The organism is Streptomyces sp. NBC_00620 (assembly GCF_026341825.1).
In the GTDB taxonomy this organism is placed as follows: Bacteria; Actinomycetota; Actinomycetes; order Streptomycetales; family Streptomycetaceae; genus Streptomyces.
This window is the reverse complement of sequence record NZ_JAPENY010000001.1, coordinates 2,530,905-2,546,248: the sequence shown is the minus strand read 5'-3', so window position 1 is coordinate 2,546,248 and position 15,344 is coordinate 2,530,905. Positions and strand designations below refer to the sequence as shown.

General features: G+C 71.9%; 13 protein-coding genes. 7 read left to right on the top strand and 6 right to left on the bottom strand.

What is annotated here, in order from left to right; genetic code table 11:
- Positions 1-77 precede the first annotated feature (77 nt).
- Positions 78-1,610: a class I adenylate-forming enzyme family protein gene (locus OG246_RS11785; RefSeq protein ID WP_266459768.1), complete on the top strand. Its 1,533-nt coding sequence runs from the start codon at positions 78-80 to the stop codon at positions 1,608-1,610.
- Here the strand turns inward: OG246_RS11785 and OG246_RS11780 are convergent.
- Together OG246_RS11780 and OG246_RS11775 are read right to left on the bottom strand one after the other, a co-directional pair.
- Positions 1,594-2,106 (bottom strand): EF-hand domain-containing protein, encoded by a 513-nt coding sequence (locus tag OG246_RS11780; protein ID WP_266459765.1) that lies wholly within the window; start codon positions 2,104-2,106, stop codon positions 1,594-1,596. The two genes, OG246_RS11785 and OG246_RS11780, sit on opposite strands and share 17 nt — an antisense overlap.
- A 202-nt stretch (positions 2,107-2,308) precedes the next feature.
- Positions 2,309-2,689 (bottom strand): STAS domain-containing protein, encoded by a 381-nt coding sequence (locus OG246_RS11775; protein ID WP_266459762.1) that lies wholly within the window; start codon positions 2,687-2,689, stop codon positions 2,309-2,311.
- Between the two features lie 364 nt (positions 2,690-3,053).
- Here OG246_RS11775 and OG246_RS11770 point away from each other — a divergent pair, with 364 nt between their 5' ends.
- Together OG246_RS11770 and OG246_RS11765 are read left to right on the top strand one after the other, a co-directional pair.
- On the top strand, positions 3,054-3,638 hold the full coding sequence (locus OG246_RS11770) for a sigma-70 family RNA polymerase sigma factor (protein WP_266459759.1): 585 nt from the start codon (positions 3,054-3,056) through the stop codon (positions 3,636-3,638).
- The gene (locus OG246_RS11765; protein WP_266459756.1) at positions 3,635-5,068 is read left to right on the top strand and encodes a maleylpyruvate isomerase N-terminal domain-containing protein; all 1,434 of its coding nucleotides are present in this window, start codon (positions 3,635-3,637) and stop codon (positions 5,066-5,068) included. The genes OG246_RS11770 and OG246_RS11765 overlap by 4 nt, the downstream gene beginning before the upstream one ends.
- A 156-nt stretch (positions 5,069-5,224) precedes the next feature.
- On the opposite strand, the gene purU is transcribed toward OG246_RS11765, so the two are convergent.
- The gene (gene purU / locus OG246_RS11760; RefSeq protein ID WP_266459754.1) at positions 5,225-6,109 is read right to left on the bottom strand and encodes a formyltetrahydrofolate deformylase; all 885 of its coding nucleotides are present in this window, start codon (positions 6,107-6,109) and stop codon (positions 5,225-5,227) included.
- A gap of 154 nt (positions 6,110-6,263) precedes the next feature.
- Complete coding sequence (locus OG246_RS11755; protein WP_266459751.1) at positions 6,264-6,764, bottom strand: hypothetical protein; 501 nt, start codon at positions 6,762-6,764, stop codon at positions 6,264-6,266.
- A 117-nt stretch (positions 6,765-6,881) separates the two neighbouring features.
- Here OG246_RS11755 and OG246_RS11750 point away from each other — a divergent pair, with 117 nt between their 5' ends.
- Positions 6,882-8,180, top strand: a complete 1,299-nt coding sequence (locus OG246_RS11750) for an ABC transporter substrate-binding protein (protein ID WP_266459748.1) — start codon at positions 6,882-6,884, stop codon at positions 8,178-8,180.
- A gap of 126 nt (positions 8,181-8,306) precedes the next feature.
- Here OG246_RS11750 and OG246_RS11745 read toward each other — a convergent pair whose 3' ends face one another.
- Positions 8,307-10,256: a hypothetical protein gene (locus tag OG246_RS11745; protein WP_266459745.1), complete on the bottom strand. Its 1,950-nt coding sequence runs from the start codon at positions 10,254-10,256 to the stop codon at positions 8,307-8,309.
- 201 nt (positions 10,257-10,457) lie between these two features.
- Complete coding sequence (locus tag OG246_RS11740) at positions 10,458-11,843, bottom strand: transcriptional regulator (RefSeq protein ID WP_266459742.1); 1,386 nt, start codon at positions 11,841-11,843, stop codon at positions 10,458-10,460.
- Positions 11,844-12,160: 317 nt separating this feature from the next.
- Here OG246_RS11740 and OG246_RS11735 point away from each other — a divergent pair, with 317 nt between their 5' ends.
- From OG246_RS11735 to OG246_RS11725, 3 genes are all read left to right on the top strand, one after another.
- Positions 12,161-12,820 carry a bifunctional DNA primase/polymerase gene (locus tag OG246_RS11735; RefSeq protein ID WP_266459739.1) on the top strand — a complete coding sequence of 220 codons (660 nt, stop codon included), beginning with the start codon at positions 12,161-12,163 and terminating at the stop codon, positions 12,818-12,820.
- A 119-nt stretch (positions 12,821-12,939) separates the two neighbouring features.
- A complete protein-coding gene (locus tag OG246_RS11730; RefSeq protein WP_266459737.1) occupies positions 12,940-13,731 on the top strand; it encodes an ABC transporter ATP-binding protein in 792 nt (263 codons plus the stop codon).
- Positions 13,728-15,341, top strand: coding sequence for a transporter (locus OG246_RS11725; protein ID WP_266459735.1), 1,614 nt, complete (start codon positions 13,728-13,730; stop codon positions 15,339-15,341). The genes OG246_RS11730 and OG246_RS11725 overlap by 4 nt, the downstream gene beginning before the upstream one ends.
- The last annotated feature ends 3 nt before the right edge of the window (positions 15,342-15,344 follow it).

Sequence of the window (15,344 nt, the reverse complement as noted above, 5' to 3'; positions counted from 1 at the left end):
GACAAGGCGGTGAGCCCTACGCTCTCCGCACGATCTGACTGTCCGTCAGTTCCATCAGCCACTGCCAGGGGGCCGAAGTGAACGACACCGCACACGCCCTGGGTTCCTCCCGCACCCTCTGGGAACTGGTCGCCCGCCGTGCCGACCTCACACCCCACCGGCCCGTCCTCCTCCAGGGCGACCGCTCCCTGAGCTTCGGCGAGTTGCGTGACCGCGCCGAGCGGGTGGCGGCCGGCCTGTACGACCTGGGCGTACGCCCGGGCACAGTGGTCGCCTGGCAGCTGCCCACGCGCATCGAGACCGCCGTGCTGTCCTTCGCGCTGGCCCGGCTCGGCGCCGTGCAGTCCCCGGTGATCCCGTTCTACCGCGACCGTGAAGTCGGCTTCGCGCTGCGGGAGTCCAAGGCCGAGTTCTTCGCCGTACCGGGTGAGTGGCGCGGCTTCGACCACACGGCGATGGCGCGGCGGCTCGGCGCGAAGGGCGTCTTCGAGGCGTACGACACCCTGCCGGACGGCGATCCCTCCGCACTCCCCGCCCCGCCCTCCGAGGGCACCTCGGTCCGCTGGATCTACTGGACCTCGGGCACCACCTCCGACCCCAAGGGCGTTCTGCACACCGACCGTTCACTGATCGCGGGCGGCTCCTGCCTGGCGCACGCGCTGCACCTGTCCGCCGACGACGTGGGCTCGATGGCCTTCCCGTACGCGCACATCGCCGGGCCCGACTACACGGTGATGCTGCTGCTGTACGGCTTCCCGGCCGTGCTGTTCGAGCAGTTCGCGCTGCCCGCCGCCCTGGAGGGCTACCGCAAGCACGGCGTGACGGTGGCCGGCGGCTCGACGGCCTTCTACTCGATGTTCCTCACCGAGCAGCGCAAACAGCCGGGGGAACCGCTCATACCGACTCTGCGGCTCCTGGCGGGCGGTGGGGCGCCGAAGCCGCCCGAGGTGTACCACTCCGTCGTACGGGAGATGGGGGTGCAGCTCACCCACGGGTACGGGATGACCGAGGTCCCGATGATCACGATGGGGTCGCCGGACGACACGGTGGAGAACCTCGCGACGACGGAGGGGCGGCCGCCCGAGGGCATGGAGATACGGATCGCGGACGGGGAGGTGCGGCTGCGCGGGGAGGCCGTCTGCCAGGGGTACTTGGACCCGGCGCAGACGGCGGAGGCCTTCGACGCGGACGGGTTCCTGATCACCGGTGACGTCGGGCATCTGACGGAGAGCGGGCACCTGGTGCTCACCGGGCGCCTCAAGGACGTCATCATCCGCAAGGGCGAGAACATCTCGGCCAAGGAGATCGAGGACCTGCTGCACCAGCACCCGGCCGTCGGCGACGCCGCCGTGATCGGGCTGCCGGACGCCGAGCGCGGGGAACGGGTCTGCGCCGTGATCGAGGCGGCCGAACAGCCGCCGGGGGCGGACGAGTTGACCCTCTCCGCGATCACGTCCTACCTGCGCGCGGAAGGGCTGTCCGTGCACAAGCTGCCGGAGCAGCTGGAGGTGGTGGACGCCCTTCCGCGCAACGACGCCTTGCGGAAGGTGCTCAAGTACAAGCTGCGCGAGCGCTTTTCACGGCCTTCGGGTGCTACTCGGGCACCGTGAAGTAGCGGGCGAACGCGCTCACGATCTCCGCCTCGCCGATCCGGCCGTCGGCGTCCGTGTCGAGGGTTCCGGCCGCGGCGGCGGCGACGTCCTCGGGGGCGCCCAGGGCTTTGAGCACGCGCGCGGTCTCGTCGACCGTGGCCGCGCCGTCGCCGTCGGTGTCCGCGACGGCGAGGGCCGCGTGCAGGAAGGGGCGGGCGATCTCGGCGAAGCGCTCGGGGTTGTCGCGCAGCCGCTTGACCGCGCCGTTCACGAACTCCTGGCGCGTGATCCGCTGGTCGCCGTCCCGGTCCGCTATCCCCGCCATGCCCTGCCAGAAGGCCTCCGCGCCGACATACAGGGCCTGGCCCTTGTCCGACCGCGCCGTCGTACCGAACTCGGCGAGGACCGCCTTGGTCGCGGCGTTGAAGTCCTCCCGGTCGATGTAGCCGTTGCCGTCCTGGTCGAAGCCGGAGAACCGGGCCGCGATCCTGCGCTCGTACTCGCTGTTGGCCATTGCCTTCGGGCCGCCTTACGTCACGTGAGGGTGCATCTGGAACGGAGCGTACGACGTCAGGGGCGCCCGGGGAGCGGGAAAACGACGCTTGTACCAAGACTGCGGGAATTCCGGGACAACGGTGTGGCGCAGCGCTCCCGCCGGGTGAGGGTCCCCTCACGTCTCGTGATCACGAAGCCCCGCTCGCCGCCCGCGCCGCACGTCACGCCGAGAGGGGGCTCGACTCCTCGCCGACGGCCGCGGTGACGTCCGGGTAGACGTCGAAGAGGCGGCGGACGCCGAGGGCCGCGAGGACCCGGTTGACGTGGGAACCCTCGACCGCCCCCTGTGCGGGCAGGATCAGGCGCAGGCGGCCCTGGCAGGAGCGGATGAGGCGGCGGGTGGCGATGAGGACGCCGACGCCGCTGGAGTCGCAGAAGAGGACCTCGGAGAGGTCGAGGACAAGACTGCGGCGGCCGTCGGCCACCGCTTCGTGCACCCGTTGACGCAGCTCCGGCGAGGTCACGAGGTCCATCTCGCCGGACACCCGCAGCACGGCCCACTCACCCTCATCGCCGTAGGTCACCTTGAGTGTCACCGCCACGCCTCTCGCTCGCCTCACACACTGGAAACGGAAGGGATTCCTACGCTTCTCTTCCCCGCGACTGCCCGACTGTCGTTCCATGAAACACCGGTCCGGAACCAAAGAAACGTCGGTCCAAGGTCGAAAGCGCGCGATGAGCGAGTCATTTCGGTCACGTACGTTCCGATGTGTTCAGTACAGGGCAGGCGCCTACCATTCCTGGACCGTCCGGGGGCGCACATTGACACAAAGGGGCGTGCGCCCACAGACGTGCCGACTACATTCGAGACAGCGAGTGCGCGCAGGCTGGACACAGCACGGACACGCGGACACGCAGGCTGGACAAAGGGACAGGCGCCGGGCACGACCAGGGTGAGGGGGCCGCATGGCGACGAGCAACGCACCGCCCCGCTGGGACCGCAAGATGCAACAGCGGCTCGCACGCGGGGAGGCGGCCGCACTCGGTGAGCTCTACGACCGGTTCGCCTCGCTGGTGCACGGCCTCGCCCACCGCGTGCTCGGGGACGAGCGGGCCGCCGACGGCATCACGCGCGAGGTGTTCACGCACGTCTGGGAGAACCCCGACGCGTACGACCCCAAGCAGGGCCCGCTGCGTTCCTGGGTCGCCACACTGACCCACCGCCTCGCCGTCCAGCGGCTGCGCGCGACGGAGACCGCCGCGCTCGCCCGGGACGGCCTCGGCACCACCGAGGAGCTGGAGCGCAAGGTGCGCAGCGCCTCCGTGGCCGCCCGCGCCGACTACATCGTCACGTCCATGCCCGCCCCGCTGCGGGCCGCCCTGGAGCTCGCCTACTTCCAGCGCCGCGACTACCGCCAGGCCGCCGCCGACCTCGGCGTCACCGAGGACGAGGCCCGCCGCCGGCTCCGCCTCGGCCTCCAGCTCCTGTCCACCGCCCACGACACCGGCGGCTCCCCCGGGGCGCCGCCCGAATACGGGGGTGCCCGGTGAGCGCAGGGGCGGACCGGTACGAGGCGTTCGACGAGCGGGACCGGAACGAGGACGGGGACGGGGACGGGGGGAAGGACGGGGACGAGAAGCGGGAAGAGGGCGTCCAAGGTGCCGAGGGGGAGCCCAGTGAGTTCGGGGCGCCCGGTCGGCCGGGAGATCTCCGCGGGCCGGAAGGCCCTGGTGGGCCGCAGGGTCCCGACCGGCCGGAGGGCAGTCGCGACGACGTGCCCGGAAGGCCGCCGCGCATACCGCTGCCGCGTTCCTCCGTCGAGGACACCGGACTGCCGCTGCCCACGCCGGTACCCGCCCCCGCGCCCCCGCCCCTCGTCCTGGAGCACCGGGTACTGAAGTCGCTGCTCGGCGCGTGGGCGCTCGCCGCCTGCTCGGCGCAGGAGACGGCCGCCGTCGAGGAGCACCTCGGGGACTGCGGCTCCTGCGCGGACGAGGCGCTGCGGCTGCGTGAGGCGGTCGGACTGCTGCACCCGGCGGAGAGCCTCGACCTCGACCCGGCGCTGCGCACCCGCGTTCTGGAGGGCTGCCTCGGCCGGCGCCCGCCCCGGATCCCGGTGCCCGACTGGGCGACTCCGTACGACGCTGAGGCCGCGCGGCTCGACGCGCTGCTCCAGGACATAGGTGACGCCGAGTGGCACGCGCCCGTGCGGCTGCGCTGGTTCGAGGGCAACGGGCCCACCAGCCGCCGTACGACCGTCGCCGGGGTCATCGCCCATCTGCTGAGCGTCGACGGACTGGTCGCCGTCGCCCTCGGCCTGGAGGACCCGCTCGACTCGCCCTCCGCCGAGGCGACTCCGACGGCCCGCACAGAGGCGTACTGGGATGCCTCGCACTTCCCGCCCACCCGGTCCGTGCGCGGACCCTGGCGGGAACAGAGCCACAACCTCGTCCGTACGGTGTCGTTCGCGGGCGGCGGCTCCGGGCGCCTGCCCGTGCCGTACGGCGCCTTCGAGCTGCCGCTGAGCGACTCGATGCTGGACCGGGCCTTCGAGTGCTGGGTGCACGCGGGGGACATCGCGGACGCGGTGGACTATCCCTACGAGCCGCCGGCCCCGCGCCATCTGCACAGCATGATCGACCTGGCGGCCCGGATGCTGCCCGGCTCACTGGCCGAGCGGCGCCGGGCGGGGCTCTCCGCGGCACCGGCCCGCCACCTCGTCGAGGCGGGCGCGTCCGGGCGCAGCCTCCGTCTGGAGATCGAGGGCTCCGGCGGCGGCGAGTGGCTCATCCCGCTCGACTCACCCGGCGCGATCGCCTCCGCCGAGCGCGAGGTCGCCCATGTCGCCCTGGACGGCGTGGAGTTCTGCCGCCTGGCGGCGGGGCATGTGTCACCGGAGGAGGCGGCCGCGGGGCAGGACGGGGACCGCGAGGCGATCAGGGATGTGCTGTTCGCGGCGGCGTCGTTGAGCCGGATGTAGGCGGGCGTCGGGGGTTTTCGCCCCCTCCGCCCCTGCCCATTCCCGTCACTTGGGGGCTCCGCCCCCAAACCCCCGCTCCTCAAACGCCGGAGGGGCTGAAACCGGGCGTAGCCCGGAAGCACGGGACGGGAAGGGGCGGAGGGGGCGAAACCCGCCCTACCCGAACACCACCGTCCGGCGCCCGTTCAGCAGGATCCGCCGCTCGGCATGCCACTTCACCGCCCGCGCCAGCGCCTGGCACTCGACATCCCGCCCGATGGCGACCAGCTGGTCCGGCGTCACACCGTGCCCGACCCGCTCGACCTCCTGCTCGATGATCGGCCCCTCGTCGAGATCGGCCGTCACATAGTGCGCGGTGGCACCGATGAGCTTCACACCCCGGGCATGCGCCTGGTGATACGGCTTCGCGCCCTTGAAGCTCGGCAGGAACGAGTGGTGGATGTTGATGATCCGCCCGCTGAGCTGCTTGCACAGGTCGTCCGACAGCACCTGCATATAGCGGGCGAGGACGACGAGTTCGACGTTCTCGGCCCGGACCAGCTCGAGGAGCTGAGCCTCGGCCTCCGCCTTCGTGTCCTTCGTCACCGCGATGTGGTGGAAGGGAATGTCGTACGACCCCACAAGCTCGGCGAAGTCCGTGTGGTTGGAGACCACGGCCGCGATCTCGACCGGCAGCGCACCGGTCCGCGCGCGGAAGAGCAGGTCGTTCAGGCAGTGCCCGAACTTGCTGACCAGCAGCACGATCCGCATCTTGTCCTCGGCCCGGTGGATCTGCCAGTCCATGTGGAAGGAGTCACCGATCGCCGCGAAACTCGCGCGCAGTTTGTCCACGGTCACCGGCGCCTCCGCCGAGAAGTGGACGCGCATGAAGAACAGTCCCGTGTCGTGGTCGCCGAACTGCTGACTGTCCTCGATGTTGCAGCCGGTCATGAAGAGGTAGCTCGACACGGCGTGCACGATGCCCGGCTTGTCCGGGCAGGAGAGGGTCAGGACGTACTGCTCGGCGGCGGGTGCGGCCCCGCGGACGGACTGCTCATTCATGCAGGACAGGTTCCCATACCGCCCGCCCACGACGGGCGCCCGTCCCGCCAGGCGGACCAGGTCAGGCACGGGACGGCGCGACTACCCGTGGTCGGGGTCGTGACCGTGGCCGAGGTCGTGACCGGGAGCCGGGGTCGTGACCGAGAGCCGGGGTCTACGCCGACCGCGTCAGGATCTTCAGCACCTCAAGCGTGCGCGGCGGGATGTCGGGGTCCTCCCCGTCACTCACCGCGAGGCGCACATGCGCGTCGCGCGCGGCTCGTACGGCGTCCGGCCAGCCCTGGTGGTCGAGGTACGTGGAGACGAGGGCGTCGGGTCCGACCTGGTGCATGATCCGCAGGACGCGGAGCACGGCGGTGTCGACGAGCGCCGCTTCCTGGGAGTCCCGGAAGATCGTGCCGACGTATTTCTCGGCGGACCAGTTGTCCAGCCAGGTGTCCTCGACCAGGCGATACACGGCGTCGGTGACGTCCCCGTACCCGTCGACGCCTGCGAGCCAGACGCCCCGCTGGAAGTCGGTGTCGGAAAGCATGTGCAGCGCGGAGCGCACATTGCTGCGCCAGCGCCACCACGGCATGTCGTTCAGTGGCATGTCGCCCATGGTGGACGAGCGACGGCCGCGACGGGAAGAGTTCTCCGAACCTTGCACGGTCACCGATCGTACGTTCCCCGCGAAGAGCAGATCGTCCGCCCCCGCAATTCACCTCTGAGTCACCTGATGTTGACCGCGGGTCACACCCTGGTTAGTGGTGTGCCGGAATCGTGCGTGTGCATGACCGGCAGTCGACGCACGCGCACCGTCTCTCCCGTCCTCCCCCGGCCTCTCAAGGCCACGTTGCTGTCCGCGGGCGCGCTGGTGGCGTGTGCGTCGGTCGCCGTCGGGTGTGGGGTCATCCCTGGTGCCACGGGGGGCTCCGGGGACGACTCCATCACCGTCATGACGTGGGCTCCCGAGCAGACCGCCGCCACCAACAAGCCCGGAATGCCCGCCATGGCGAAGGCCTACGCCCGCTGGGTCAACAGCCGCGGCGGCATCAACGGCCGCAAGCTCAAGGTCCTCACCTGCAACGACCACAACGACAACGTGGACGCAGCCAACTGCGCCCGGCGCGCCGTCGACGAGAACGTCGTCGCGGTCGTCGGCTCCTACAGCCAGCACGGCCGCTCCTTCCTCGCCCCCCTGGAGGGCGCGGGCATCCCCTACATCGGCGGCTACGGCGTCACCGACGACGAGTTCACCAGCCCCCTGTCCTACCCCGTCAACGGCGGCGAGCCCGCGCTCCTTGCCGGCCTCGGCGAGCAGCTCGGCAAGACCTGCGGCCCGGTCTCGCTGATACGTCCGGACACCATCGCCGGTGACGAACTCCCGGTGCTGCTCGACTCCGGCCTGCGGGCGGCGGGCCACAAGTCCGCCTCCGACCAGCGGGCCGCCGACGACGCGACCGAGTACTCGCGGCAGACGCAGACGTCCCTGGAGAACGCGACCTCCGACCCGTACAAGAACGGTTGCGTGGTGCCCGCGCTCGGCGACCGTACGGACACCTTCATGGACTCCTTCCGGCGCGACCGCGAGGACTACTCGAGGGTGGGCGTGGGCACGGTCCTCGGCAGCGTCGACCAGTCGGTGATCAACTCCACCGGCGGCGCGTCGAGTCCGTACGAGGGCGCGTACGTCACCGGCTGGTACCCGCCCGCGAGCGACGCCGGCTGGGACCCGCTGCGCAAGGTGATCAAGGACCACGCCTTCGGCGACAACCGGATCGACCCCACGGACGCCGGAGTGCAGACGACCTGGATCGCCTACACCGTGCTGGAGAAGCTCGTCGACGCGCTCGGCGACGGCGAGGTGTCCGCGCTCGCGATCCGGCGGGCCCTCGACGACGGCCTCAAGGTGACCACCGGCGGGCTCACCCCGACCCTCAGCTGGCGCTTCGAGGACATGATCGCCGCCGTCGACTTCCCCCGCCTCATCAACGCCGACGTCACCTTCCAGGTCGTGAGCAAGGGCCAACTGGTCGCGGCGCGCAAGGGGTTCGTCAGCATGTCGAAGACGCTGGAGAGCGCGGACTAGCTCCGCCGGGAGTCCGGTGTGTCGTCTGCGGGTCCGTCGTGGCTGGTCGCGCCCACGCGGCGGAGCCGCATGTATGTCACAGCCCCGCGCCCCTTACGGGGCGCGGGGAACTGCGCGAACCGGTGCTCACAGTTGGATGCGTGTGCGCTCGGTCAGTCCGTACTTCGACGCGATGGAGTTCCACAGCTTCGCGGCCTTCTCCTTCGCCGTGCTCGCCGTGCCGCTGTCCCGGACGGCTGCCTGGCTCTGGCCCGTGCCGCGGGCCTGGCCGTTCTTGCAGCCCTTCTTGCCGGCCGCCTGGTCGGCCCAGGCCGCGTAGTGGTTGTCGGCCGACTCGGAGGCCTTCCAGCCGTTGGTGAGCGCGGTGGTCAGCTCGGCGTGGTTCGGGAGCTTGTCCAGCGAGAGGGCGTCGAGCCGGGTGACCAGCTCGCCGCGCTGGTTGGCCGCGTCCCGCAGATCACTGGCCGCCTGGCCCAGGTTCTTGCACGCCGTCACGTCCGCCACGGCGTTGATCACCGAGTCGCGGCTGGCGTTGGCGTCCGCGAGGAGCTTGTCCAGCTCGACGGCCTGCGCCTTGGCGGGGTCGGCGGCGGACGCCGACTCCGAGCCCTCCGTGGCGGGGGCGGTCGCCGACACGGTCGTGCTGTTGTCGTCGCTGTCGGCGTCTCCGCCGCTGCTGAGCAGGGCGCCGGCGCCGATACCGAGCACGGCGATGCCGATGCCGACCGCGGCGATCAGCGGAACACGCGAGCCGCCGCGCCCTCCGCGCCCGCCACCGCCGTCATTCGCGCCCCCGCGCCGCGCGGCAGCGCGTCCGCCCGGCGCTCCGGGCGCGCCCGGGGCTTGCGCGCCGTAGGCACCCGGGTTCTGCGCGCCGTACGCGCCGGGAGCCTGCGCGCCATACGAGGCGTGCGCCCCCTGCGGGGCCTGCGGGGCCTGCGCGCCGTGCGGAGCCGAAGGGTCGAACCGCGGCAGCTGCTGCGTCGACGCGGGCGCCGACGGCTCACTGCGGAACAGGTTGTCGAACTCCGCCGGAGGCTGCCTGTCCTCCGGCCCGCCCGGACGTACCCCGTAGGGCGCCCCGCCCGACTGCGCGGGAACGGGCGGGATGTACTGCGTGGCCTGCGCGTCCGGGTGCGCGGCAGGAGGCAGCGGTCCGGCACCGCCCTGGGGCGCCCGCCCCAGGAACTGGGTCGCGTCGGCCTGCACCTCGGGCGGCAGCGCCCCCGGGCCCACCGGAGGGATGTACTGGGTGGCGCCCTCATCGGGCACGGCCGCGGGCGCGGGCACGGAGGCGGCGGGCGGAATGTGCGGGATGTACTGAGTCGCCCCCTCGTCTGCGAGCGGGGCGGGCGGTATGTGCGGGATGTACTGCGTCGCACCATCAACAGCGGCAGGCGGCAGCGGCACACTCGACCCCACACCGGCGCCTCCACCCACACCCGCATCCACGGGCGGCAGCGGCTGCGCGACGGGCGGTCCCTGCGGAACGCCGCCGTCATGACCCTCGTACGCAGCCTGAGCGCCCCCGTACGAGGAAACCTGGGCGCTCCCGTACGACGGAGCCGACGCGCCCTCGGGCGGCAGCGTCCCGGCACCGGGCGCGGGCTGCGACTGCGGAGCGAAGCCCTGCGGCTGCTGGGCTCCACGCGAGCCCGGCAGCGAGCCCGGCAGTTCCTGAGCCCCGTACGCGCCCGGCAGCTCCTGCATCGGCTGCTGCTGGGCCGGGTTGTCGCCCCATCCCGGTCTCGGTTCCGCGGGAGCCCAGCCCTGGGACGCGTCGGGCGTGCCCCAGTCGGCGGCGGGCGCGTTGGGCCCCGGCGGCTGGGCGGCTCCCCAGGTCTGGGTGCCGTTCAACGGTGCCCCCCAGCCCTGGTCCGGCTGCTGTCCCGGCTGCGGGGCGGGGGCCGCCTGCTGGTCGGGTCCCCAGGGCCGGTCCCAGGCCTGGCCGCCCGCCGGGGTCGTACGGTCGCCCGTCGTACCCGGCAACAGGGGCGCGCCGCCGTCGGAGGGCAGCACGATGCCTTCGCGCGCGGGTCGCGGCGAGGGCTCTTCGCCCTGTCCACTCTGCGTCACCGGGACTCCTACGAATGGGGGACCTTCGGAATCATCGGCTCACGCTACCGGGTCCCCGCAACCCCGTGCCACGCAGCACAGGGCGTGACCACCACACCTGTGACCGCGGTAACAGATCCGCTCCCCTTTGCGCTACATATGCCTCCCCTCACAACCCTCTTGATCGTTTCCCGTCCGTTCACGCCCTGGATCACCAGCCGTTCACGCCGCGGCCTGCAACTCCATCCGCGCGCCGAACTCCCGTACCACCGACTCGTCCTGATACGGCTCCAGGCGCTGCTGGAAGTCCTCCAGATAGTCGGCGCCCCGGTTGGAACGGAGCGTGCCGAGCAACTCGACGGCGCGCAGCCCGGTGTGGCACGCCTGTTCCACCTCGCGCTGCTGGACCTGCGCGGTGGCGAGCAGTACGTAGCCGATCGCACGCCGCCGGGCCTTCGACTCGGGAAGCCCGGCGAGGGACTCCTCCGCGCAGCGCGCGGCCGCCTCCGCCTGTCCGAGGTCCCGGTGGCAGTGCGCCAACTCGTCGGCCAGGTAGGCCTCGTCAAAGTGCGAGATCCACGTCGGGTCGTCCCCGGAGGCCGCGTCCGCCGACTCCAGTGCGCCGACAGCCCGGCCGGACGCCACCTGAGCGGCGCGCGCGTCGCCCAGGAGCGCGTGCCCGCGCGCCTCGGCGGCGTAGAACATCGACTCCGCGCGCGGAGTCACCCGCCCGCGCGCCCCCTCCTGCGCCGCGCGCGCCAACTGCGCGATCTCGCGCGGGTTGCCGAGCTGCGCCGCCAAGTGGCTCATGGACGCGGCGAGTACGTACCCGCCGTACGCCCGGTCCCCGGCCGCCTGGGCGAGCCGCAGCGCCTGGATGTAGTACCGCTGGGCGAGGCCCGGCTGACCGGTGTCGATGGCCATGTAGCCCGCGAGTTCCGTCAACCGGGACACGGCGGCGAACAGTTCACGCCCGACCGCCTCCCGGTAGGAGCCCGCGAGCAGCCCGGAGACCACGCTGTTCAGGTAGTGGACGACGACCGGGCGTACATGCCCGCTGCCGTACTGGTGGTCCAGGTCCACCAGCGCCTGGGTCATCGCGCGGACCGCCGCGACGTCCGAGACCCCGACCCGCGGCCCCGCCGAGCGCGCCACCTGGGAGTCCGGCGAGGAGATCAGCCAGTCGCGGCTGGGCTCGACGAGCGCGGAGGCGGCGACGGACGAGCCGGAGAGGAAGTCCCTGCGGCCGACGTCACTGCGCCACAGCTCGCAGACCTGCTCGATGGCCCCCAGTACGGTCGGCGAGAACTGGAGACCGACGCCGGACGCGAGGTTCTTGCCGTTGGCCATGCCGATCTCGTCGATCGTGACCGTACGGCCCAGCTTGCGGCCGAGCGCCTCGGCGATGATGGCTGGAGCACGTCCGCGCGGCTGCTGTCCGCGCAGCCAGCGCGCCACGGACGTCTTGTCGTAGCGCAGATCGAGACCGTGCTCCGCGCCGCACATGTTGACCCGGCGGGCCAGCCCGGCGTTCGAGCAACCCGCTTCCTGGATGAGCGCCTGCAGTCGTTCGTTCGGCTGCCGCGCGACGAGCGGCCTTGCGGCCATGGCGTACCCCCTGTGGCTGCGGTGCCTGCCCACGCACCGAGTTGACGTGTCCTCAGCGGCCGAACCCAGTGAAGAACAGCGAAAGAACTCGGCCAAGAAGATCAATGCCCCGCAGACATACCGAAGATGCGAGACATGTGAGGATTGCCGGGGTAAGGGCAGTGACCCAACCCCTCACGTGGGTTACCCAGCCCCCGCCGCGTTTCCCCATGCGCGCCCCCACCCGTGCATCCATGCGCCCCACGTGCGGAATCGATGCTCCTCCCCCGCGCGCGCGTCCCCCGTAACCCGAGGTGGACGCGGGAGTTGAGTTCCACGTGGACGAGACCATCGCAGGCACCGAGACCGCACAGATCCCCAAGCAGCGCGGCGAATCGCTGCAGGACACCGCCGTGCGCTATGCCGAGGAGCGCCACTGGGACGTGTTCCCCGGCACCTGGCTGGAAGCCGTCGACGGAGTGCAGCGCTGCTCCTGCGGCGAGGCGGCGTGCCCCCTACCCGGCGCGCACCCGGCGCGCGAGGACTGGGCGACGCAGGCCACGGGCAGTGCGACCGTCGCGCGCCGGCTGTGGGCGAAGCAGCCCACGGCGTCGATCCTGCTGCCGACCGGGCGTACGTTCGACGCGATCGACGTGCCCGAGACGGCCGGGTTCCTCGCGCTCGCCCGCATGGAGCGGATGGAGCTGACCCTCGGGCCGGTCACCTGCACGCCGGACCGGCGCATGCACTTCTTCGTGCTTCCGGGGGCCTCCGCGAAGGTCTCCGATCTCGTACGGAAGCTGGGCTGGCCGCCTGCCTCCCTCGACCTGGTCGCCCTGGGCGAGGGGTCGTACGTGGCGGGTCCGCCCACCCGGTACGGGTCGCAGGGCGCCGTGCAGTGGGCCCGTCGGCCCACGCCCGCGAACCGGTGGCTGCCGGATGCGGAGGAGTTGATCTCGCCGCTCGCCTACGCCTGCGGGCGGGAGGGACGCCGGTAGCTTCCGCAGCGCCGTCGTATTCTGCGGATCCGTCGTGGCTGGTCGCGCCCCGCGGCGGAGCCGCTTGAAGGCAGAGTCCCGCGCCCCTAAAGACGGGCGTTGGCCCTTAGGGTGCCTGTATGACCGAGGGAGCAGGGGGCGGCGTGCCCGCCGTGCGTGTGCGGGGGCTCTGGAAGCGGTTCGGGGAGCAGGTCGCCGTCGCCGGGATCGATCTGGAGCTGCCCGCGGGGCAGTTCATCGGGCTCGTCGGTCCGAACGGGGCCGGCAAGACCACCACCCTGTCGATGGTGACCGGGCTGCTGAGGCCCGACCAGGGCACCGTCGAGGTGGTCGGCCACGACGTGTGGCGCGACCCGGTGGAGGTCAAGGCGCGGATCGGTGTCCTGCCCGAGGGGCTCCGGCTCTTCGAAAGGCTCTCCGGGCGCGAACTCCTCGGCTACACCGGACGGTTGCGCGGCCTGCCCGGCGCCGAGGTCGACAAACGGGCCACCCAGCTCCTCGACGTACTCGACCTCGCGGGCGCCCAGCACAAACTCGTCGTCGACTACTCGACGGGCATGCGCAAGAAGATCGGCCTCGCCTGCGCCCTCCTCCACAACCCCGAAGTCCTCTTCCTCGACGAGCCGTTCGAAGGCGTCGACCCGGTCTCCGCGCAGATCATCCGCGGCGTCCTGGAGCGGTACACGGCATCGGGCGCCACGGTCGTCTTCTCCTCCCACGTCATGGAACTGGTCGAGTCGCTGTGCGACTGGGTCGCCGTGATGGCCGCGGGGCGCATCCGCGCGCACGGCCCGCTCGCGGACGTCACCGGCAGCGCCCCCTCCCTCCAGCAGGCCTTCCTGGAACTGGTCGGCGCGAACGGCCGAGCCGCCGGCGCCGACCTGGACTGGCTGGGCGGCGGCGCGCGATGAGCGCGAACGCCGGTGTCTCCGCCGCGTCGATCACACCCGTCGTCGTACGGCTGAAGCTGTCGCTCCTGCGCAACGGGCTGCGGCAGTCGGCCGGACGGCGGGCCGCGTACGTCGCCTCAGCCATCCTCGTCCTCCTCTTCGGGGCCCTCCAACTGCTCGGCCTGATCGCGCTGCGCGGCAACGCGCACGCCGTCGCCGTCGCCGCACTCCTCGTGGCGCTCCTGGCGCTCGGCTGGGCCGTGATGCCGCTCTTCTTCTCCAGCGGCGACGAGACGCTCGACCCGACCCGCCTGGTCATGCTGCCGCTGCGGCCACGCCCGCTCGTACGGGCGCTGCTCGCGGCCTCACTCGTCGGCATCGGACCGCTGTTCGCCCTGTGCCTGCTCACCGGATCCGTGATCTCCGTGGCCCACGGCACGGCGGCGTACGTCACCGCCGTCGTCGCCGCGGCCCTCGGGCTCCTCGTCTGCGTGGCCCTCGCACGCGCCGTCGCCGCCGCCAACATCCGGCTGCTGACCAGCCGCAGGGGCCGCGACCTCGCGGTGCTCAGCGGCCTGCTCATCGCGATCGGCGCGCAGGTGGTCAACTTCGGTGCGCAGCGGCTCAATTCGTCGGGTGGACTCTCCGAGCTCGACACGCTGGGGGATGTGCTGAGCTGGGTGCCGCCCGCGTCGGCGATCGGCGCGGTGCATTCGGTGAGTGAGGGGTCGTACGGGATCGGAGCCGCCCAACTCGCCTTGAGCGCGGCCGCGTTGGTGGGGCTGCTGGCGCTCTGGTCCCATCACCTGACCCGGCTGATGACCTCGCCGGACGGGTCGACGCTGCAGGCTGCGGAGCCCGCGGCGCGGGAGCGGGGTTCCACCGGCCTCGGCCGGCTGCTGCCCACGGGCCGCACCGGGACCGTCATGGAGCGCAGCCTGCGCTATGTGTGGCGCGATCCCAAGACCAAGGCGGCCTGGGTGACCTCACTCGCCATCGGGCTGATCGTGCCGGTGTTCAACGCCCTGCAGGGCACCGGCTCGATCTACTTCGCCTGCTTCGCGGCCGGGATGCTCGGGATCCAGATGTACAACCAGTTCGGGCAGGACACGTCCGCGTTCTGGATGGTCGCGATGACGATCTCGTCCACCCGGGACGCGTACGTCGAACTGCGCGGGCGCGCGCTGGCGCTGCTGGTGATCACCCTGCCGTACACGGCCCTCGTGACCGTCCTGACGACGGCGATGCTGGACGACTGGAGCGCGCTGCCCGAGGTGCTCGGCCTCTCCTTCGCGCTGCTCGGCGCGATGCTGGCGACCGGCGCGTGGTCCTCGGCCCGCTTCCCGTACTCGATCCCCCAGGAGGGCTACAAGAACGTGGCCCCCGGCCAGGCCGGGCTCGCCTGGATCTCGATCTTCGGCGGCATGATCTCGGCCGCGCTGCTGTCCGCTCCCGTCATCGTTCTCACGATCTGGCTGAACACCTCGGCGGACGGCGACGAGTGGATGTGGCTGCTGCTGCCGCTGGGTGCCGGGTACGGCACCCTGATCACGTGGTGCGGACTGCGGTTGGCGGCGCCGCGGACGGCGGCGCGGCTGCCGGAGATCCTGACGGCGGTGAGCAAAGGCTGACGC